Genomic DNA, 20816 nt, shown 5'->3' with positions numbered 1-20816 from the left:
AATTTTCATTCTACAATACATTGATCAATGCTTAATCTGAAGCAGTTAGAAATTTGGTTCGTCACTGGTAGCCAGCATTTATACGGGGAAGAAACCCTGCGGCAGGTGGATGCCCATTCGCAGGTCATCGCCGAATTCCTCGACAAAGCCGCCGCCATGCCGGTGCGGGTCGTGTTCAAACCCGTAGTGAAAACGCCCGACGAGATTTACGCCATCTGTCAGGAAGCCAACGTAGCGCCAAACTGCGTAGGCATCGTCACGTGGATGCATACATTTTCACCCGCTAAAATGTGGATTCGGGGCCTGACGGTGCTGAAAAAGCCGTTGTTGCACCTGCACACGCAGTTCAACCGGGATATTCCCTGGGGCGATATCGATATGGATTTCATGAACCTCAACCAGTCGGCGCATGGCGACCGGGAGTTTGGGTTCATTATGTCGCGGATGCGGTTGAACCGCAAGATCGTGGTTGGTTTCTGGCAGGAAGAGGCCGTGGTTCAGAAGATCGGATCATGGGCGCGGGTGGCTGTAGGCGCTCATGAACTGAAGATGCTAAAGGTGGTTCGTTTTGGCGACAACATGCGGCAGGTGGCTGTGACGGATGGCGATAAAGTAGCTGCCGAAATGACCTTCGGCATGTCGGTCAACACGCACGGCATTGGCGATTTAGTAGCGGTGATCAATCAGGTGACCGACGCTGCTATTGACCAACTAGTGGCGGAGTACGCCGATAGCTACACGCTGATGAACTCGCTGCTGAAAGGTGGCGACCAGCATGCCTCATTGCGCGATGCCGCTAAAATTGAGCTTGGCATGCGTGCCTTTATGCAGGATGGTGGTTTCGGCGCGTTCAGCGATACGTTTGAAGACCTGCACGGTATGGCGCAATTGCCTGGTATTGCTGCGCAACGGCTCATGGCCGACGGCTACGGCTTTGCGGGCGAAGGCGACTGGAAAACGGCGGCAATGGTACGCGTGATGAAAGTGATGGCGGCTGGATTGCCGGGCGGTAACTCGTTCATGGAAGATTACACCTACCATTTCGACCCGTCGAATCCGCTCGTGCTGGGCTCGCATATGCTCGAAATCTGCCCAAGCATTGCGGTAGGCAAACCAACCTGCGAGATTCACCCGCTGGGCATTGGTGGCAAAGCAGACCCGGTACGACTGGTGTTTAACGCCCCGGCTGGCCCCGCCATCAACGTGTCGCTGATCGACATGGGCAACCGGTTCCGGCTGCTGGTCAACGAAGTAGACGCCGTGGAGGTAACCGAGGCTTTACCCAAACTGCCCGTTGCCCGCGCCCTCTGGAAACCAAAGCCTGATATGGCTACCGGTTGCGCCGCCTGGATTCTGGCTGGTGGCGCGCACCATACCGTTTTCAGCCAAAACCTCAACACCGAGCATATCGAAGACTTCGCCGACATCTTTGGCGTGGAACTCGTGGTCATCGACGGCGATACGAACCTGCGTCAACTGAAAAATGAACTCCGCTGGAGCGAAGGCTACTATAAATAAAAACGTAACACGGACTTCAGTCCGTTCTTGTACTGCCAAAAACGGACTGAAGTCCGTGTTACAAAACCCTTCTCATGAAAAAACAACTCCTGACTATTCCTTTAGCCTGTCTGTCATTGCTGTCGGCGGCGCAGAATAAGGTGACGATCAATGCGGGTGACGGCAAGACGATCATCAATAAGCATATCTACGGCCATTTTGCCGAGCACCTGGGCCGGTGTATTTACGATGGCTTCTATGTGGGCGAGAATAACAAGACAATTCCCAATAAAAACGGGGTACGTCTCGATGTAGTCGATGCGCTGAAGAAGATGAAAATCCCGAATCTGCGCTGGCCGGGCGGTTGCTTTGCCGATACGTATCACTGGAAAGATGGCATCGGGCCGAAAGCCAAACGCCCGTCGATTGTGAATACCTGGTGGGGTGGCGTGACCGAGAATAACAGCTTCGGTACGCACGACTTCCTGAACATGTGCGAGCTGCTGGGCACCGAGCCGTATCTGGCGGGTAACGTGGGTAGCGGCACTGTGCAGGATTTGACCGAGTGGGTACAATACGTCAACTTCGAGAAGAACAGCCCGATGTCGAATCTGCGGCAGCAGAACGGCCGGGCTACGCCCTGGAATGTGAAGTACTGGGGTGTTGGCAACGAAGCCTGGGGCTGCGGCGGCAACATGAAACCGGAGTATTACGCCAACATTTACCGGCAATACAGCACGTTTATGAACCCGCAGGTGGGTAAGGAAAAAATCTTCCGCATTGCGTCGGGGGCAAGCTCGGATGATTTCAACTGGACGGAAACGTTGATGAAAAACATTCCGGTCAACATGGTAGAAGGGCTGGCCATGCACCACTACTCAACATTTGGCTGGGATCCGGGCGTAAAAGGGTCGGCTACAGATTTCACCGAAGCGCAGTACTTCCGTACCATGCAGCAGGCGCTGAAAATGGATGAATACATCCAGAAACACTCGGCCATCATGGACAAGTATGACCCCCAGAAAAAAGTAGCGCTGGTGGTCGACGAGTGGGGGGCGTGGTACGAAGTAGAGAAGGGTACCAATCCGGGGTTCCTGTATCAGCAGAACACCATGCGCGACGCCATTCTGGCCGGGGCCACGCTCAATATTTTTCATAACCACGCTGACCGGGTACGTATGGCAAACCTGGCGCAGGCCATCAACGTACTGCAGGCCGTGATTCTGACGAAAGGGACACAGCTTATTCTGACACCGACCTACCACGTACTGGAAATGTATAACGTACACCAGGACGCCACACTGCTGCCGATCGATATAAAGTCGGATGACTATGAAGTAGGCAAAGATAAACTGCCTGCCGTGTCGGCCTCAGCCTCACGCGATAAGGCGGGTAAGGTCCACATATCGCTCGTAAACCTGAATCCGAACAAGCCACAGGAGGTGACGGTGAACCTGAAAGGCTTGACCGCCAAAGCCGTAACGGGCCGCGTGCTGACATCAGCTAAGGTACAGGATCATAACACGTTCGACAGCCCGGCCAACGTGAAGCCAGCCGTTTTTAACGGGGCCAAGCTAAACGGCGACGACCTGACCGTAACGTTGCCGCCCATAGCTGTAGTCGTGCTTGAAATGTAAAAAATACGCTACGCTGTCACTAAGTGGCCATTAATTGTCATTCGTTGTAAAACAATCGATGACTACTTAATGACGGCGAAGCATAATGACTACTTAATGACGTTTCAAATCATGTATAAGACCTTACAGGAGGAATGTTACGAGGCCAACATGCAGTTGCCGAAGCTGGGGTTGGTGTTGTTCACCTTCGGCAACGTGAGTGCGGTCGATCGTGACCGGGCCGTGTTTGCCATCAAGCCAAGCGGCGTCGATTATGCCAAACTGACCCCCGCCGACATCGTGATCTGTGATTACGATGCCAAAGTGGTGGCAGGTACGTTCCGCCCCTCGTCGGATACGAAAACGCACGCGTTGCTCTACAAAACCTGGGACGATATCGGCGGTATTGTGCACACGCACAGCACCCATGCCGTAGCCTGGGCACAGGCCGGGATGGATATTCCCATCTTCGGAACCACCCACGCCGACCACACGCACCAGGATATTCCCTGCGCCCCCGCCCTGACCGATGAGATGATTCTGGGGGATTATGAACACGAAACAGGCAACCAGATTTTTGGCGTGTTTGCCGATAGGGGGTTGAACCACAAGGAGATGGAAATGGTGCTGTTGCAAAACCACGGTCCATTCACCTGGGGCAAAACCGCCGAGAAAGCCGTGTACAACGCCGCTGTGCTGGAAGAGCTAGCCCGCATGGCGTACATGACGCTCCAGATAAACCCCAACACGCCCCGCCTGAAAGATACCCTGCGCATGAAGCACTACGAGCGCAAGCATGGCGTGAATGCGTATTACGGACAAGGGTGTTGATTTCTCAAAAAGCCAATGGCTGCTCAGGTACGTTGTTGCTAACGTACCTGAGCAGCCATTGGCCTTCTCATTAGCTTGACATCCCTTACTTCTCCGCTTCTGCTTTCAGCAGTTCCAGCCAGTGCTGCATGCCGGTTGCCAGATTTTTGTTGAAGGATTTTTTGAACAGGCTGGCCAGTAGACCCTGCATGGTTTCATCGACAGAAACCTGCGTGCCGCCCGGTACTTCGGTGAGCGTCCAGTTGTGAATGGCGTACATGCCGAATGTTTTGCCTGTCCAGCCAAAGCTGTGGTTGGGCGCTACGGTGTGGAGCGTAGAGCGAATGCCCGCCCCGCCGGTCTTCCAGTCGAACGTAGTGCCGGGTTGGAGTGGCCCACTAAGAACGGGTTTGCTGATGTCGGTTTGCCAGTCAGCCCACGCATTGATGTTTGTTAGCACGGCCCACACCTTATCGGGACGGGCATTGATGATAATTTGCTTACTACAGGCTACAGGAGCGGCGGGGTTGGTCGATACGTTCATGGGCACGCTGCCGGTTTGGGTGAGTGCGGCAAATCCTGATACGCCGACCAGGGCAGCCACTGCGATTGTGTTGGTGATTGTGTTCATCTTACTGTTTGTTTGATGACACAAAATTGCCGCCACAGCCTCACCCGGAACGATAACAAAAGATAAGGAAATGCGCCGCTAGCCGTATGCAGCAGGCACTAAGCGGCTGCGGCTAGCGTGGCTACTGTTTCTTTCACGGCTTCGGCGTTGGTTGTAGGTACGTAACCAAACGCAGTGTTGAACTTGGCCGAATCGAAGAAATAGTCGCGATCATACTGGTAACGCATCTCGTACATTTCTTTCAGGATAGGGACGAACAGACCCAGTGCCCGCATACCCCAACCCGGCAGCACCTGAACCCCCGCTGGCGCTTTCGATGTGGGCATCTCCTGCGCAAACAGGGAAACCCATTCCCTGCCGGTTGGTGCGTGGCTGTCGACAGGGAGGTTCCAGATTTGGTTGTAGGCCGTTGGGGTGTTGCCCAGCATGGCCGTGCCGATACCCAGGTCGGGTGTGTAGCCGGTGGAGTGAATCCGGTCGGCGTTGCAGAACCACTGGGCTTTTTTACCTTTCAGCAGGTTATCGTAGATCAGGTTCATCGTCAGGCTGGTTTGCTTGACAGGTCCCATGAAATCAGGTGCCCGCGCAATGATGGCGTCGAGTCTACCCGCCTCTACAGCTTCCAGAATGTACCGGTCAACCGCAGCGCGAACGTCGCCTTTTTTGCTGCACGGACTCATGGGCGAGCTCTCGGTGATATGCATTACATTGTCGCCGCCGATGGCGTAGATATTATCGAAAAAGACCAGCTTGCATTGATGCTGAATGCAGGCATCGACCACGTTTTTGATGAGCACAGGCCATTTTTCCTGCCATAGTTTTGTGTTGTAGTCGTAGCCAACCGTAACGTAGGCAATCTGGCTACCGGCAACGGCTTTCATCACCTGAGCCGGGTCATCGAGGTTGGTCGGGAACAAAAGATCCCCCTCATTGACTTTCTTAGGCGTACGACTCACAAGCCGGATTGTATCGGTATAGCTGGTGAGGGCTTTGGCTACTTCGATACCGATAGCACCACCCGAGCCGAGAATTGTTTGCATATAGCTGCTGATTATGACCACATACCTGATTGATAGGTACGTACAGGAAATGCAAGCTATGAAAAATCACGTAGTACCCGACATCGTATGTAGTACCAGTCCAGTCTTTTTTTATTCATGAACATAGATCAGTTTACCGCCTCGTTGCACGACAAAACCCCGCCTGCTGGCCTAAATCCAATTTTGGAAGCGCTCTGGCATGACGCACGCGGCGAATGGGTGGCGGCGCACAATATTGCTCAATTGAAAGAAGGTACGCCTTCGTATGATCATCTTCACGCGTATCTGCACCGAAAAGAAGGCGATACATTCAACGCCGGCTACTGGTACCGCCGCGCCGGCAAACCTACGTTCAAAGGCAGTTTGCAAGATGAGTGGAAAGAACTGGTAGCTACGTACCTGTAACCGGGTAACGTACCCAGCCACAAAAAAAGGCCGCTCCCAAAAGGGAGCGGCCTGCGTTCGTCGATGAATTAGTAATATCTTAGTTCAGAACTCCTTCTGTCAGCAAATCGTCTACAGAAACCAGCGGCAGGCCCCACGCATCGGCCACACCTTTATACACCACTTTACCTTCTACCACGTTGAGGCCTACTTTCAGTTCGGCGTTGTCGCGGCAGGCCTTCAGCCAGCCTTTGTTGGCCAGTTGCAAAGCGTAAGGCAGCGTGGCATTGGTGAGGGCAAGGGTACTGGTATACGGTACCGCACCGGGCATGTTGGCTACGCAATAATGCACCACGTCGTCGATGATGAACGTCGGATCTTCGTGGGTGGTGGGGCGGCAGGTTTCAATGCAACCGCCCTGGTCAACGGCCACGTCGACCAGCACCGTACCGGGACGCATCAGTTTCAGCATGTCGCGGGTGATCAGGTGCGGCGCTTTAGCTCCAGGAATCAAGACGGCGCCAATGATGAGGTCGGATGTTTTGATCTCTTCCCGGATGCTGTATTCGTTCGACATCATGGTGTCGACGTTGGCGGGCATCACATCGGCGAGGTAGCGCAGGCGTGGGAGGCTAACATCCATGATGGTGACATGGGCACCCAGACCAGCCGCCATACGGGCCGCCTGTGTACCAACAATACCACCACCCAGCACAAGCACTTTAGCAGGTTTTACGCCCGGTACACCGCCGAGCAGAATACCACGGCCTCTTTGTGGTTTTTCCAGGTATTTGGCTCCTTCCTGAATGGCCATCCGACCGGCTACTTCCGACATTGGAACCAGCAGCGGCAGGCTCCGGTCGGTTTTTTCAACCGTTTCATAGGCTAAACAAACGGCTCCCTTTTCAATCATCGCATGCGTCAGTTCTTCCGACGAGGCGAAGTGGAAATAAGTGAACAACAGTTGGTTTTCCTTGATAAGCGGATATTCCTGGGCAATTGGCTCCTTCACCTTGATGATCATCTCGGCAATGCCGTACACGTCTTCAATGGTAGGTAGCATAGTAGCACCGGCTCCGATGTATTCATCATCGTTGAAACCGCTGCCAACCCCGGCGTTGACCTGTACATAGACTGTGTGCCCGTGCTTGCGAAGTTCGGCCACACCCGCTGGCGTTAAAGCCACCCGGTTCTCGTTGTTCTTGATCTCTTTGGGGACGCCAATTACCATACTATTCTGGAGTTGAGAGTGCTTTGTGTTGATACGTACAAAAGTAAAAAACCAATTACTGTTTTCTAGCTTATGGTATATATTTGGGAAATTGTGTGGGATATAAGGCGTCTGGCAGGATAAAATTCTTTATGTTACCGTTTTTACTACTGCTGTCTGTCCATTTTTCCGCTAGACTCTGTTGATCATGGAACTCGATAAAATTGACCGGGCCATACTCACCCTGCTACAGGCCAATGCCCACCTGACTATTCAGGAGATTGGCCAGCAGATCAGTTTGTCGAAGACGCCCGTTCATGAACGGATAAAACGGCTGGAACGCGAAGGGGTCATTGCCAGGTACGTTACCGTGCTGGATAAAAAGAAAATTGGTAACCCGTTGGCTGTTTTCTGCCAGATTACGCTCGATAAGCAGACCGCCGACACGTTTGAGGGGTTCGACCGGGCGGTGCTGGACTTGCCGGAAGTGCTTAGCTGTCACCTCGTTTCGGGTACGTTCGATTACCTCATCCATGTCATCGTATCGGACATGGACGCCTACAACCGGTTCTACCGCGAACGCCTGTCGGTTATTTCCGGTATTGTGCACATCAGCAGTTTCTTCGTTATGGCTGAAGTGAAAAATACCACTGCTGTGCCCGTGTAAACAACAGAACTGATGCGAAGCAGACCGCTGCGAAACTGGCAGGAATAGGCTAATTCAGAGAAAGGATATTACCCTATGGGAAAAATGGGGCGTTAGATAACATTATGAAGAAGGTGACATACTAGAACCAGCCGTTTGCCGTAACTTGAATCGACAGGTCTCCCGAAAGTTGGCCGGGTCATTCACGTTATGCTTCTTTGTTATGAGAACTTCTCCACGACGGCTTCATGCCTTCTGGCTGTTTTTTGGGCTGCTTGCCTGCTTCGCCGCCTGTAAAAACCCAACACCCGACCCAACGCCTCCTCCGCCTGTTGTGCCGACTATTGTCAGCATCGATCCGGCCACAGCACCTGTGGGTAGCACCATCGCCATCAACGGGACCAACTTCAGCACCACACCGGGCAGTAACACCATCACCATTGGTGGCGTAACGGCCACGATCGTGTCAGCATCGGCCACCCGCCTTGTGGTGACCATACCCGCTGGCGCGCAAAGTGGCCCCATTTCCGTAACCGTAAGCGGATCCGCTGCTATTCAGAGTCCTACCTCATTTACGGTTGCTCCTAAACCACTGAAGCCCGTCGTTGAGCTACAGGGGACATTTTTCCGAAACCGTACTTTGTCGAAAGATACCATTTACCTGTTGCGGGGCTTCGTGTACGTAGCGGCCAACTATACCATGACCATCCAGGCTGGTACGGTCATCAAGGGGGCCGGTGCCGATCTTGATCCGACTGGACAAAGCAACGCAGGTACGTTGGTGGTTGAGCGGGTGGGCAAGCTGATCGCCAATGGCACCGCCAGTGAACCAATCGTATTTACGTCGAATAAAGCGGCTGGTCAGCGTTTCCCCGGCGACTGGGGCGGCATAGTGCTTATTGGGAAATCGCCTACAAACCGACCAGGCAGCACCACCTATTTTGGGGGTGTTCGGGGCAACGCCGAGACCTATAATGAGCCGGAAGATAATAGCGGCTCTCTCCAGTATGTTCGGATCGAGTATGCCGGAACGGGGCAGCGCGGCACGCCCAACGGCAAACTTGGAGGCCTTACCCTGATTGGCGTTGGTAACGGCACGGTCATAAACCATGTGCAGGTAACCCAGAGCAGCGGCGATGCCTACGCCTGGTTTGGCGGCACGGCTCAGGCTAAATACCTGGTAGCCAACCGCGCTACCGACGACGACTGGAGCACCGATTGGGGCTACACGGGCCAGGTTCAGTTTGGCGTTGCTCTGCGCGATGCGGCCGTGGCCGATCCGTCGGGAAGCAATGGCTTTGAATCACAGAACTACGATCCGGGTGAAAATGCCGACGGAACGCCGTTGACCCGCCAGAATGGCCTTCCACAAACGGCCCCGGTGTTTGCGAATATGAGCAACTTTGGCACCAGCACAACGCCCGTTGCCATCACGGCGGCTTCGGCCATTTTAGGCTACTACCAATCGGGCATTTACCTGCGCCGCAACACGGGTATCAGCATCTACAATTCGCTGATCTACGGCTACCCGGAAGGCGTTCGGTTTGAAGGCAGCGTAACCGGAATCGGGGCCAGCCTGACCAGTACGGCCGGTATTATTGACTTGCGCGGCAACGTGTTTGCCAACACACTGTCGCCGGTTGTGGGTGGCCTGGCCGTTACCGATGCCGCCGCCAACACGTACCTGACCACGGCTACGCGGCAGAATCAGCTCGTTGGCTCGGGTGATATTGGTGCCTTGATGCTCAACTCGGCCAACTTCAGCACATCGGCACCGAACTTCCTGCCACAAACAGGATCAACGTTGCTGGGCGGTGCTGTCACTGGTGGTAAACTCACCAGTTCGTTCTTCACTCAAACGACCTACCGGGGCGCTTTCGGCACGGAAAACTGGATTTCAGGCTGGACAAATTTCAACCCGCAGACTACCGATTACGACCGGTAAGCGTTTTTAAGCCTCCAGGGTTTTCGGATGCCTTAGAGGATCGGGTGCTAACACAAAAAAGGCCTTCTACGTAAGTGGAGGGCCTTTTTTGTGCCAGCTTGGCTTCGCGCTTATCGAAGGGCCACAAGCGCGAAGCCAACGGAAAAATCACCTACTTTTTCGTTGGCTTCGCGCTCATGTAGAACGTGAGTTTTCCGCCTTTTAGCAGGTCTTCGTGGGTGATAACTGGTTGTGAAAGCGTGGTACCATTGAACGTTACCTTCGAGACGTACACGTTTGTATCGCTCTGATTCACCGCGTCGATGGTCAATGTCTGGCCATTCTCCATCGACAGGCGGGCGCTCTTCACCTGCGGGCTGCCCAGTGAATAATCGGACGAGCCGGGGGCTACGGGGTAAAAACCCAGGGATGAAAACAGATACCAGGCGCTCATCTGGCCGCAGTCGTCGTTGCCGCCCAGGCCATCGGGTGTCGGTTTGTACTGCATGCGAAGAATCTGCCGAATGCGTTCCTGTGTGCGCCAGGGTTGCCCCGCCCAGTTGTAGAGATACGCGATGTGGTGGGCCGGTTCGTTGCCGTGGATGTAGCCGCCGATGATGCCTTCGCGGGTGATGTCTTCCGTTTCGGCAAAAAACCTGTCGGGCAGGTGCATGGCGAACAGCGTGTCGAGCCGGGCGGCGAATTTTTTGGGGCCACCCATTGTGGTGACCAGCGCTGCGGGGTTTTGCGGAACAAAGAAGCTGAAGTTCCAGGAGTTACCTTCAATGAAACCCTGACCATCCGTTGCGAACACATCGAACGACGGCTTGAACGAACCGTCGGCCAGGCGCGGCCGCATGAAGCCGATCGACGCGTCGTAGACGTTTTTCCAGTTTTCCGAGCGTTTCAGGTACGTTGCATACACGTCGGGCCGGTTCAGTTTTTTGGCCAGTTGGGCAATGCACCAGTCGTCGTAGGCGTATTCCAGCGTGTTCGATACCGACGTGCCGTTGGCTGTGGCCGGAATGTAACCCCGGTCGATGTAGTCGCCGATGCCTTCATAGCTGCGATGATTCGAGGTAGCGATGCAGGCGTCGAGCACCTGGTTTGCGTCGCCTTTAAATACGCCTTTGATCACGGCGTCGGCCAGAACCGATACGCTGTGGTAGCCACTCATGCACCAGTTATCGTTGGCATAGTGCGACCATACCGGCAGCATTTTCAATGTGCTCTGGTCGTAATGTTTCAGCATCGACTGCACCATGTCGTTGTTGCGGGCGGGCTGCATGAGATTGAAAAACGGGTGCAGCGCCCGGTACGTATCCCAGAGCGAAAACGTAGTGTAGTTCGTAAATCCGCTGGCCTGATGCACGCCCTGATCCAGCCCTTTATACTGCCCGTTAACGTCCATGTAGGTGGTCGGGTTGATGAAGGCGTGGTACATGGCGGTGTAGAAATTTACCTTATCATCGTCGGCCGCGTCGATCTGAATTTTGTTTAGTTCCTGATTCCAGGCGGTCTGCGCTTTGGTTTTTGCCTGTTCGAAATTCCAGTGCGGAATTTCGGCCCGCATGTTGGCCAGTGCGTTTTCCTGACTGACCGGCGAGAGGGCCATCTTCAGTTTTACCTGTTCGCCCTCGCTGGTATCGAAGTCGAAATACATACGGATGCGCTTACCGGCGATGTCGGGAAAGTTATGCGCCTGATCGAATTTGCGCCAGAAACCCCGGTATACCTGTGCCTTGTCGAGGTTTTTCTGCCCGTACGATTTAAATGGTTTCGAGAAAGAAAGGGCAAAATAGACCGTCCGGGTACGTGCCCAGCCGTTGGTTTGCCGGTAGCCCGTCACGAGGGTATCGTTCACCACCCGCACAAATGTCCAGACGGTTTTGTCGTCGTAATTGTAGATACCAGCGGCCAGATCCAGGATAATGTGCGACTGGTCGGATTTGGGAAAGGTGTACTGGTGAAAGCCCACCCGTTGAGACGCGGTCAGCTCGGCCGTGATGGCATGATCGTCGAGTTTGACTTTGTAATAACCCGCCTGAGCCACTTCGTTGGCATGTGAAAACGCCGATCGGTAGCCACTTTTCGGGTCTGTTGCCACCCCCGGATTGAGCTGTAACGCGCCCTGTGTAGGCATGATCAGGAAATCGCCCAGGTCTGAGTGGCCCGTACCGCTGAAGTGCGTGTGGCTGAAACCAACAATCGTTTTGTCTTCGTACTTATAACCCGCGCAATACCGGTACACGTCGCCGTTGTATTTTCCATTGAAATCGTAGGAAAGCGTATCACTGTCGGGGCTTAACTGAACGGAACCGAAGGGAACGGTAGCGCCTGGGTACGTATGCCCCATCTTCTCGGTGCCAATCAGCGGACGGACGTAGGGGACCAGATTTTGTTGAGCGAAGGAAAGCAGGCAGACGCCCTGCAAAAGAAGAGTAAAGCATAACTTGATCATGATTCAAGTTATGTCCATTTGCCGAAAATACGGCTTCAGGGGCAGGAAAAGCTTAGTTAGGCTGATAAATAAAGCGGTACCTGATGCCCCTTGAACGATTGTAAACTTCACTGATTAATCCATCTGGACCGTCATACACATAGTCGTACCAGTCAGTGCCGGCTTTGTGTGGGTATAGATTAGCATCCTGAAGACTGTTGGTCAGGAAGACCGGCAGATAACCTTCAGGAGCAATGGGAAATCGCTGTTCTTCAAACAGAATAGTACCCCGTTCATCAAGTTTCGCGTCGATAATAACTGCTCTGCCATTGTCTGCAATGGTCAGGCTTCGGCCATCTGCCGAGTAGCTGTAGGTACGTTGGAGCGTAAATTGTGTCGCTGCCGATACATATGGATACTGCGGGGAAACGAAGCTTTTTATAACCGCCGAATTGTACCGGCCATTCAGGTACGTATATGTGACATCGACGGCGGGAACGAGCGTCCCGGTAGGTGATACTGTGTAACGAATGGCACGCTTCACAGCATTGCCCTCGTAGGTATATTCGGTACGGGCATTACCATACGTACCCGTCTGGCTGGAGATTGAGGTAACGGCTGCTTCATCGGTAATCAGTTGGTTATCCGGGTTGAACGTTAGCCGCCGGGGTAGGTCAACCAGTGCAGTGGAGCCAACCGGCCGTAGCTTTTTATCAATCAACTGCTTGCCTTGATATACAAACTTCAGTGCACTGCTGTCGGCCTTCGGATTGCCTATAATAGACGCGCTGATTGCCGCTAACCGGTAGTTGGCCGATGCCTGATAGGTGGCATAAAAGGGCGAGAAAAGAATAGTTGCGGCTGGTAAGTCTCCAGAAACAAACGCTGCCGGGCTCGGCTCTATATGAAGCGGAACCGGTACGTTGCCGGGCTCGCAAGAGTACAAAAAACTGACCAGCAATAAGTTAACATAGAGTAAGGATGACTTCTTCATAAAGTGCGCACTTAAATCGAGGGATGGAACAAGTTTACCGGCTCCTGAATATATAAAAAAGCACCTTATGTTGACTAAGCACTGCTCCTTCTTTGCTCTAAGAATAGGCAACGAAAGTCAGTTACTTCGATTCATAGACAAACGCGTAGCGTAGGCCCAGAGTTTGATTGGTAGAGCCACTGATTAGCCCATTTGGCCCTTCGTACTGATGCGTGTAGGTGTACTTTGCAACTGGCTGATTGTTGGCATTGGTCTGAATCAGTACGGCGTTTCCTTTGGCGTCCCGTTCTGTTTGCGTGGTGATCTGGCGGCTAAACTGGCTTGAACACGCGGCGGTTGGCGGGCAGACGAGCCAGACGGAATCAATGCGTGTTGCCTGTTTGGTGTTGTCCGAAAAAAGTTGCCTGGTCGAATCGGTCGGATACGTTGTATTGCAGGAACAGAGGGTGTTGTAATAGTTAATTGACGTGGCTCTCGTCAGCGTCTTACCCGTGTAGCGGTAGGTAATCCGGCCGCTTAGGTTGAGCGGATAAAACGAAACCCGCGATTTTCGGGAAACAGAGGTCAATAAGCCTTCGGCGTAGTCGTATTCGGTAATACTGGTGGGTGCTTCGGTTGGTAACCCGTTGCTTTCCAGGTTCGTAACTGTCTCTCGAACCAGCCGCGCACCCGTATCATATGTGTAGGAAACAACCCGGCTAATTACACCGTTTACCCGACCTTCGGTAAACGTACGTGAGGTCAGTAAGCCCGCCTGGTCGTAGCGAAAGGCCGATTTGGCAATGAGGAGGGTGTCTTTATATACATTGATTTCCCGAATACGCTGCGTGGCCGATGTCGGCAGGGGCGTAGCAAACTGAGCGTATAGATCAGATACCGCCGACAGGATCGTTGTGCTGCCCACCGGGGCCGTGGTACTGGCGGGCGTCGTGCTTTGCGGAACGGCAGGCACCATCGCCACTGTTGGATCAACTGATTTTTGACAGGCCCATGTACCTGTTAACAGGAGCAGGACGGGCAGTTGGAATAGTCTCAAGATCATAGTCGGGACAGCGTTGAACTACTACTTCAACGTAGTTATTCGCCGGATATGATTGACTTAGTGGCTTTTTGAGCAAATGGGATACCGGATGCCGAACGTTGGACATGATGAATTAACCAGCGTACTCACTAGTCAGATCTTTCAGGCCAATATCCAGCAGTCAACATCCGGCTCAAACCGGAATGATCTGGCCGTGCGTCTGTTTCATCACCGTGCGTAATGCCGGTTTGACAGTGCCAAACGCGGCCACGGCTGCTTCGCTCAGCCACGACTGGCCGAAGAGTTTCTGCACAGTACGACCCACCCAAAGCCGTCGGCTAAACAAGGCCGACCAGCCCGTTTGGTAGGTACGTTCCAGCTCGGGTCGGGTGAGTTCATGGCGCAGAAACCGAGTCGCCAGTCCGCTGGCGAGTTTGGCTCCGTGAATAGCCATTGCCATGCCGTTGCCGCAAAGGGGAGTGATCAGGCCCGCCGCATCACCCGCCATCAGTATGTGGTTGTCGACAGCCTCTTTGGGCGCAAACGATATTTCGTTGATCACTTCGGGGCGGTCGTAGAGGAACGTGCTTTCCTCAAAAACAGCCCGTAGATGTGGGTTTCGGTGCAGCACGGCTTTCTCCATCGCCGCGATGCTGCCATGTTGCCGCACGTTGGCGCGGGTGGTCAGGTAGCAGAGGCAGTACTTGTCTGCTTCAATGGCCGACATGCCGCAGTAGCCGTCCGGGAAGTTGTGCAGGGCAATGACGTCTTTCGGGAAATCGATGCCGGTGATGTGGTATTTCACGCCAACGTAGGGCGACCGGGATGCCGAACCGTGGGTTTGCATAAACGCCCGGTTCAAGGCCTTATCCAGCGTTGACCGTTTGCCGAACGTACCCAGCACGAGCCGAGCCGACAGGGTATCGCCGTTGGCCATGCCAACGCTGAATTGATCATCAGCAAAGTGAACGCTGGCAACGCTTTGGCCAAGCCGGAAATCGACGCCCGCCGCCTGGCCAAGCTGGTACAACCGGTCGTCGAGGACGTACCTGGAAATGCCAAAACCGCCCAGATCGAGCGGGGCCGTGAGCAGCTTTCCCGATGGTGATGATAACCAGAAGCTCGTGATTCGGGCGGCATCGAGGCTATCCAGATCAACGCCCAGCGATTCGATATACGGCCGTACTTCGTTGGAAACATATTCGCCGCAGACCTTGTGAAACGGGTAGGTCTTCCGTTCCACAAGTGTAACACCAAATCCGGCCCGCGCCAGTTCGAGCGCGCTGACCAGCCCGGCCAGCCCACCGCCAATGATAATTACATCCTGCATACTACATAAACCGGTTTTGGGGCCACAGAGTTACGCCGAGAAAACGGCGAGTGATACAGATTACCCTATTTTCTCCGTGTACCCCACTGTTTTCTCAGCGTAACTCTGTGGCGAAAACTTACATTTGCTTTATGCCGACCTCTATTCAAACACTTCACGCCGACTGGCAACGCCAGTATCCAACGTACCTGAGTGACTATCAGTCGGGTAAGAAAAGTTACGTATCTAATCTACTGCCCCAGACAGCCGTGCAGTTTTCGGTGTATCAAACGCTGGACATTCTGCAAAAACGATTGGGCACCGACCTGATGCGCAAGGCACTGGACCCGCAACAAAGCGTGGCCTCGCCGGTGCTGGGTCGGGATAACGGGCAGTGGCTGACCCACAGCCGGATGGTGGGCATCAATGTGCGGACCATTGGCTCGTTCTGGAACGTGATCAATTACATACTCACGCTGCCTGCCTGCTACGATAGTATTCACTTGCTGCCCATCTGGGAGCCGGGCGTGGTGGGTAGCCTCTACGGCATGGTGAGCTGGCAGATCAACCCCGAATTTTACAGCGTCGATCTGGCCAGGTTCATTCCTACGCTCGATACGGTCGACAAGCAGTTGAAGGTCGTGGTAAACCTGATTCACGCAATGGGCCGGACGGTGGGCATGGACGTGATTCCGCATACCGATCGATTTTCTGAAATGGCGCTGGTTCATCCCGCCCTGTTTGAATGGGTTCATCGCGACGGCCACCGGCTGATCGATCACTCCTCAACCGTATATCGGCCTGTAGAAGAGGTGATCTGGCAGTTTCTGCACCAGCACGGCACTGCCGATGAGAGCCCGATCACGTATTCGAAAAGCGTCTTCTTCTCCACCCAGATTCCGCTGCTCACCGACGAGCAACGCCACCTGATTCTATTCGGGCGGCCCGGCGATTACGGCGGGCGTCTGCAACGGCGCCTCGATCTTATTAAACACCTCACGGCGCAGGGATTTGAAACCCTGCCCATGACCATGGCACCGCCCTACCGTGGCCTACACATCGTGCCCGACGATTTTGTAACGGATGAATTCGGACAAATCTGGTATCAGTACAGCTTCAACCAGCCGCAGCAATTTTCGCGCGTTTTTGGCCCACTGGCGCGTTACAAATTCTACCATAGCCTGAACGACAACCGCGACTGGCAGCTTGATTTCGACCGCCCGAACCAGCCCGCCTGGGAGTATATCTGCCAGAACGTGAACGCCTGTCAGCAACGGTTCGGCTTCGATTTCATGCGGGGCGATATGGCTCATGTGCAACTACGCCCGGAAGGTGTACCCGCCACGCCTGATGCGTATTATGACCCGCTGCGCACGATCAAACACTACGTACAAAAGGGTACGCCGCACTTTGCCTTCTTCGCTGAAACGTTTCTGGCCCCGCCCGACACGATGGCGTATGGCAACGAAGTAGATCACCTCGAAGCCATCGACGCCGATAGTACGCTGGGTGATCTACAGTCGATGGTGGTGGGGTTGGGTACGTTCAACAAGCAGTTATGCACGTACCTGGAACTGGCCGAAACGCGGAAATTTGCGCCAAATTTTACCGTCATGACCGCCGACAAAGACGACCCGCGCTTCGATGAATTTTACCGCACCGGCAACCTGTTCCGGTATTTCGTCAGCCTGTTTCTGCCCGCATTGCCCAGCTACGTGTCGTTGGGTTTCGAAGTCCGTAACCAGCACGACGAGCGGGGAGCCAACGAAGAATACACCAAACTCTACGTATTCCGGGTAGCCGATGACGCCCAACCCGACAAGGTGACGCATGGCCCGTTTGTGTGGGGCCAAAACGCGGATCAATTCGCCGCGATTGGCCGGATGCGCGCCTTTGCCGAACAAATCTGGAATGAGGTGGTAGATAAGCCCGTTACATGGCTACAGAAACCGGATAGCGAATCTACTACTGGCACGTCGCTGGCTTGGCGAGTAGGAGAGACGTACCTGTTCACCGCCGCCGTTGGTGACGTACCTGCCCTATTGGGTACGGGTATGCTGGTTTTCGAAGAAAGCAATTGTCGTGTATACAGGATTTCTTGAAATGGTTGATGTGGGTACGGTTGGTTGACGCATGGCGGGCGGCCCATCGTGCTGCCCGCCATGCGTCAACCAACCGTACCCACATCAACCAACCTTATTTCAACGCACAGGAACAGAGCCTTGCGCGATTTTGTTAATTTTGTACGATACGTTCTTAAACAGGAGCGAACGGATTTCACGTTTCGCTCGCTTTTACCGGCAATCGCCAACCAATCATGAGCAAAGAAGTTGAACTCTTAGAGAGCATTACCAACGCCGAGTACAAGTACGGGTTTGAAACCCTGATTGAAGCGGACGAAGCTCCCAAAGGGCTGAACGATGATATTATTCGCTTCATATCTGCCAAGAAAAATGAACCGGCATGGCTACTCGACTGGCGGATGAAGGCGTTCCATATGTGGCAGGAGATGGAAGAGCCGCATTGGCCAAACGTCAAATACCCCAAGATTGATTATCAGGATATTATCTATTACTCAGCACCGAAGCAGCAGAAAACGGTTGGCTCACTCGATGAGATCGACCCTGAACTGCGCCGCACCTTCGAGCGGCTTGGTATTTCGCTGTCTGAGCAAAAGCGGTTGTCGGGTGTAGTCGATGAGCCGGTCGATGCCAATGGTAACCCCATCGAGCGGCCGCGCGTGGCCGTTGATGCCGTCATGGATTCGGTTTCGGTAGCCACGACTTTCAAGAAAGAACTGGCTGAGAAAGGCATCATTTTCTCGTCGATCTCCGAAGCCGTTCACGATCACCCCGAACTGATTCAGAAATACCTGGGATCGGTTATTCCGGCGAAAGACAATTACTTCGCCGCCCTGAATGCCGCCGTTTTCACCGACGGTTCGTTCTGCTATATTCCGAAAGGCGTTCGTTGCCCCATGGAGCTGTCGACGTATTTCCGTATCAACGCGGCCGGTACCGGTCAGTTTGAACGGACATTGATCGTGGCCGACGAAGGTTCGTACGTGAGCTATCTGGAAGGCTGTACGGCCCCCATGCGCGATGAAAATCAGTTGCATGCTGCCTGTGTGGAATTGATCGCCCACGACAATGCCGAAATCAAATACTCGACCGTTCAGAACTGGTATCCTGGTGATAAAAACGGGCTGGGTGGGGTATATAACTTCGTGACCAAACGGGGTATCTGCCACACCAACGCCAAAATATCGTGGACGCAGGTTGAAACCGGTTCATCGATCACCTGGAAATACCCATCGGTTATTCTGAAAGGAGATAACTCGATCGGCGAGTTTTATTCAGTGGCGGTGACCAACAACATGCAGCAGGCCGATACGGGTACCAAAATGGTGCACATCGGTAAGAATACGAAGAGCCGGATTGTATCGAAAGGTATTTCGGCGGGCCGAAGCCAGAACTCGTATCGCGGGCTGGTCGAGGTTATGAAACGGGCTGATAATGCCCGGAATTTCTCGCAGTGCGATTCGCTGCTGCTGGGCGATAAGTGCGGTGCGCATACGTTCCCGTACATCGAGGTAAAGAACCAGTCGGCCACGGTTGAGCACGAAGCCACCACATCGAAGATTGGTGAAGATCAGTTGTTCTACTGCAACCAACGCGGTATTCCAACCGAGCAGGCCGTTGCCCTGATTATTAACGGATACGCCAAGGAAGTTTTGAACCAACTCCCGATGGAGTTTGCCGTTGAGGCCCAGAAGTTACTGGAAATCAGCCTGGAGGGTTCAGTAGGGTAAGTTTATAAACTAGTACATAAAAAAGGGCAGACACGAGTTCAACTCAATGTCTGCCCTTTTTTATGTTCATGGTGTGTTGCTTTCGCGTGGCCCTTCGACTCCGCTCAGGGTGATAATACACAGCCAACAGGTGCATGATGACCTTGAGTAGGACTGTCACCCTGAGCCTGTCGAAGGGCCCAGCGAAAGCAACAATACATCAACACCAAACAAGAAAAAATTCATGCCTACAACCCCCGCTCGATACCCATTTCCAGGCCGCGTAGTTCGGCCAGGCCACGAAGGCGACCAATAGCGGTGTAGCCGGGGTTTGTTCGCTTGGTTGGGTTCAGGTCATCGAGCATGCGGTGGCCGTGGTCGGGGCGGAAAGGCATACGCAGGTCCTGCCGACCTTCGCCAATCCGGCGTTTCTGTTCCAGCAACAGGGCTTTCATCACACCATACATATCTACGTCGCCCGCCAGGTGGTCAGCTTCGTGGAAATTGCCGTCTGCGTCGCGCTGGGTGGCCCGCAGGTGGACAAAATTGATGCGGTTACCCAGCCGCTCAACCATGCCGGGTAGGTCATTGTCGGCGCGAACGCCGTAGCTACCCGTGCAGAAACACAAACCGTTATGGTGGCTTTCGTAGGCCGCCAGCAGTTGACGGGCATCCGATTCGGTGCTCACTACGCGGGGCAAGCCAAGAATCGGGAAAGGCGGGTCGTCGGGGTGAATGGCCAGCAGGATACCGGCCTCTTCGGCAACGGGCGTAATTTCTTTCAGGAACGAATACAGATTAGCGCGTAAAGCCGCTTCGTCAACGGTATCGTAGGTGGTCAGTACGTCGGCGAACGCTTCCAGGGTGAAACTCTCTTCACTGCCGGGCAGCCCGGCGATGATGTTGCGGGTTAGCTTCTGCACGGCCCCGTCGTCGGCTCCGTCGAGCCAGCTTTTGGCCCGGCTCAGTTGCTGGGCTGTGTAGCTTTTTTCGGCACCCGGCCGTTTCAGGATATAGACCTCGAAGGCGCAAAATTCGGTGGTGTCGAACCGAAGCGCGCGCGAGCCGTCGGGCAGTTGATAGTCGAGGTCGGTGCGGGTCCAGTCGAGCACGGGCATGAAATTGTAGCAGACCGTATCGATGCCACATTGCGCCAGGTTCACCAGACATTCTTTATACGTCTCGATATACTGTTTGTAATTTCCCGACGCCTTTTTGATGTCTTCGTGGATAGGTACGCTCTCCACCACCGACCAGGTTAAGCCCGCCCGTTCGATCTCTGCTTTACGGTGCTCAATGTCAGCTACCGTCCAGACCTGGCCGTTTGGAATGTGGTGTAATGCGGATACGATACCGGTTGCGCCTGCCTGACGTACATCGGCCAGACTAACAGGGTCTTGTGGGCCAAACCATCGCCAGGTCTGTTCTAATGCCATACTAAAAATAGGTTTGATGGGTCAATCGACTATGTCCATTAAACACTGGAGGGGCACAATCATACTGG

At 54.0% G+C, this 20816-nt stretch carries 16 protein-coding genes; 8 read left to right on the top strand and 8 right to left on the bottom strand.

The genetic code is table 11. From position 1 onward, the window contains the following. Positions 1-27 precede the first annotated feature (27 nt). The 3 genes from araA to ACFE8Q_RS15800 all read left to right on the top strand — a co-directional run bounded on the left by araA (position 28) and on the right by ACFE8Q_RS15800 (position 3944). Positions 28-1518: an L-arabinose isomerase gene (gene araA / locus ACFE8Q_RS15810; protein WP_375446378.1), complete on the top strand. Its 1491-nt coding sequence runs from the start codon at positions 28-30 to the stop codon at positions 1516-1518. 74 nt (positions 1519-1592) lie between these two features. Then, positions 1593-3134 carry an alpha-N-arabinofuranosidase gene (locus ACFE8Q_RS15805; protein WP_375446377.1) on the top strand — a complete coding sequence of 514 codons (1542 nt, stop codon included), beginning with the start codon at positions 1593-1595 and terminating at the stop codon, positions 3132-3134. A 111-nt stretch (positions 3135-3245) separates the two neighbouring features. Then, positions 3246-3944 carry an L-ribulose-5-phosphate 4-epimerase gene (locus ACFE8Q_RS15800; protein ID WP_375446376.1) on the top strand — a complete coding sequence of 233 codons (699 nt, stop codon included), beginning with the start codon at positions 3246-3248 and terminating at the stop codon, positions 3942-3944. Positions 3945-4029: 85 nt separating this feature from the next. Here ACFE8Q_RS15800 and ACFE8Q_RS15795 read toward each other — a convergent pair whose 3' ends face one another. Both ACFE8Q_RS15795 and ACFE8Q_RS15790 read right to left on the bottom strand, forming a co-directional pair. Beyond that, the gene (locus ACFE8Q_RS15795) at positions 4030-4554 is read right to left on the bottom strand and encodes an SRPBCC family protein (RefSeq protein WP_375446375.1); all 525 of its coding nucleotides are present in this window, start codon (positions 4552-4554) and stop codon (positions 4030-4032) included. A 98-nt stretch (positions 4555-4652) separates the two neighbouring features. Beyond that, positions 4653-5594 (bottom strand): NAD-dependent epimerase/dehydratase family protein, encoded by a 942-nt coding sequence (locus ACFE8Q_RS15790; protein ID WP_375446374.1) that lies wholly within the window; start codon positions 5592-5594, stop codon positions 4653-4655. Between the two features lie 117 nt (positions 5595-5711). On the opposite strand from ACFE8Q_RS15790, the gene ACFE8Q_RS15785 reads away from it, so the two are divergent. After that, a complete protein-coding gene (locus ACFE8Q_RS15785; protein ID WP_375446373.1) occupies positions 5712-5999 on the top strand; it encodes a hypothetical protein in 288 nt (95 codons plus the stop codon). Positions 6000-6078: 79 nt separating this feature from the next. Here ACFE8Q_RS15785 and ald read toward each other — a convergent pair whose 3' ends face one another. Next, on the bottom strand, positions 6079-7209 hold the full coding sequence (gene ald, locus ACFE8Q_RS15780; RefSeq protein WP_375446372.1) for an alanine dehydrogenase: 1131 nt from the start codon (positions 7207-7209) through the stop codon (positions 6079-6081). 187 nt (positions 7210-7396) lie between these two features. On the opposite strand from ald, the gene ACFE8Q_RS15775 reads away from it, so the two are divergent. Both ACFE8Q_RS15775 and ACFE8Q_RS15770 read left to right on the top strand, forming a co-directional pair. Continuing rightward, entirely contained in the window at positions 7397-7855 is a 459-nt protein-coding gene (locus tag ACFE8Q_RS15775; RefSeq protein WP_375446371.1) for an Lrp/AsnC family transcriptional regulator, read from the top strand. Positions 7856-8057: 202 nt separating this feature from the next. Then, entirely contained in the window at positions 8058-9779 is a 1722-nt protein-coding gene (locus tag ACFE8Q_RS15770) for an IPT/TIG domain-containing protein (protein ID WP_375446370.1), read from the top strand. A gap of 151 nt (positions 9780-9930) precedes the next feature. On the opposite strand, the gene ACFE8Q_RS15765 is transcribed toward ACFE8Q_RS15770, so the two are convergent. The 4 genes from ACFE8Q_RS15765 to ACFE8Q_RS15750 form a co-directional block, all read right to left on the bottom strand. Further along, positions 9931-12219, bottom strand: a complete 2289-nt coding sequence (locus ACFE8Q_RS15765) for a GH92 family glycosyl hydrolase (RefSeq protein ID WP_375446369.1) — start codon at positions 12217-12219, stop codon at positions 9931-9933. Between the two features lie 52 nt (positions 12220-12271). Further along, a complete protein-coding gene (locus ACFE8Q_RS15760; protein WP_375446368.1) occupies positions 12272-13192 on the bottom strand; it encodes a hypothetical protein in 921 nt (306 codons plus the stop codon). 121 nt (positions 13193-13313) lie between these two features. Beyond that, positions 13314-14234 (bottom strand): hypothetical protein, encoded by a 921-nt coding sequence (locus tag ACFE8Q_RS15755; RefSeq protein WP_375446367.1) that lies wholly within the window; start codon positions 14232-14234, stop codon positions 13314-13316. Between the two features lie 172 nt (positions 14235-14406). Then, positions 14407-15543, bottom strand: a complete 1137-nt coding sequence (locus tag ACFE8Q_RS15750) for an NAD(P)/FAD-dependent oxidoreductase (RefSeq protein ID WP_375446366.1) — start codon at positions 15541-15543, stop codon at positions 14407-14409. Positions 15544-15674: 131 nt separating this feature from the next. On the opposite strand from ACFE8Q_RS15750, the gene ACFE8Q_RS15745 reads away from it, so the two are divergent. Further along, entirely contained in the window at positions 15675-17624 is a 1950-nt protein-coding gene (locus tag ACFE8Q_RS15745; RefSeq protein ID WP_375446365.1) for a hypothetical protein, read from the top strand. Positions 17625-17839: 215 nt separating this feature from the next. Beyond that, the gene (gene sufB, locus ACFE8Q_RS15740) at positions 17840-19333 is read left to right on the top strand and encodes a Fe-S cluster assembly protein SufB (protein ID WP_375446364.1); all 1494 of its coding nucleotides are present in this window, start codon (positions 17840-17842) and stop codon (positions 19331-19333) included. A gap of 227 nt (positions 19334-19560) precedes the next feature. Here sufB and uxuA read toward each other — a convergent pair whose 3' ends face one another. Beyond that, positions 19561-20748 carry a mannonate dehydratase gene (gene uxuA, locus ACFE8Q_RS15735; RefSeq protein ID WP_375446363.1) on the bottom strand — a complete coding sequence of 396 codons (1188 nt, stop codon included), beginning with the start codon at positions 20746-20748 and terminating at the stop codon, positions 19561-19563. Between the last annotated feature and the right edge of the window lie 68 nt (positions 20749-20816).

Origin of the sequence: uncultured Fibrella sp. (genome assembly GCF_964250085.1) — a bacterium.
GTDB lineage: Bacteria > Bacteroidota > Bacteroidia > Cytophagales > Spirosomataceae > Fibrella.
This window is presented reverse-complemented; position numbering and strand designations above follow the sequence as displayed.

Bases quoted from the DNA above. Each gene is read 5' to 3' on its own strand.
- araA (WP_375446378.1), top strand. From the start codon at position 28: ATGCTTAATCTGAAGCAGTTAGAAATTTGGTTCGTCACTGGTAGCCAG.
- ACFE8Q_RS15805 (WP_375446377.1), top strand. From the start codon at position 1,593: ATGAAAAAACAACTCCTGACTATTCCTTTAGCCTGTCTGTCATTGCTG.
- ACFE8Q_RS15800 (WP_375446376.1), top strand. From the start codon at position 3,246: ATGTATAAGACCTTACAGGAGGAATGTTACGAGGCCAACATGCAGTTG.
- ACFE8Q_RS15795 (WP_375446375.1), bottom strand. From the start codon at position 4,554: ATGAACACAATCACCAACACAATCGCAGTGGCTGCCCTGGTCGGCGTA.
- ACFE8Q_RS15790 (WP_375446374.1), bottom strand. From the start codon at position 5,594: ATGCAAACAATTCTCGGCTCGGGTGGTGCTATCGGTATCGAAGTAGCC.
- ACFE8Q_RS15785 (WP_375446373.1), top strand. From the start codon at position 5,712: ATGAACATAGATCAGTTTACCGCCTCGTTGCACGACAAAACCCCGCCT.
- ald (WP_375446372.1), bottom strand. From the start codon at position 7,209: ATGGTAATTGGCGTCCCCAAAGAGATCAAGAACAACGAGAACCGGGTG.
- ACFE8Q_RS15775 (WP_375446371.1), top strand. From the start codon at position 7,397: ATGGAACTCGATAAAATTGACCGGGCCATACTCACCCTGCTACAGGCC.
- ACFE8Q_RS15770 (WP_375446370.1), top strand. From the start codon at position 8,058: ATGAGAACTTCTCCACGACGGCTTCATGCCTTCTGGCTGTTTTTTGGG.
- ACFE8Q_RS15765 (WP_375446369.1), bottom strand. From the start codon at position 12,219: ATGATCAAGTTATGCTTTACTCTTCTTTTGCAGGGCGTCTGCCTGCTT.
- ACFE8Q_RS15760 (WP_375446368.1), bottom strand. From the start codon at position 13,192: ATGAAGAAGTCATCCTTACTCTATGTTAACTTATTGCTGGTCAGTTTT.
- ACFE8Q_RS15755 (WP_375446367.1), bottom strand. From the start codon at position 14,234: ATGATCTTGAGACTATTCCAACTGCCCGTCCTGCTCCTGTTAACAGGT.
- ACFE8Q_RS15750 (WP_375446366.1), bottom strand. From the start codon at position 15,543: ATGCAGGATGTAATTATCATTGGCGGTGGGCTGGCCGGGCTGGTCAGC.
- ACFE8Q_RS15745 (WP_375446365.1), top strand. From the start codon at position 15,675: ATGCCGACCTCTATTCAAACACTTCACGCCGACTGGCAACGCCAGTAT.
- sufB (WP_375446364.1), top strand. From the start codon at position 17,840: ATGAGCAAAGAAGTTGAACTCTTAGAGAGCATTACCAACGCCGAGTAC.
- uxuA (WP_375446363.1), bottom strand. From the start codon at position 20,748: ATGGCATTAGAACAGACCTGGCGATGGTTTGGCCCACAAGACCCTGTT.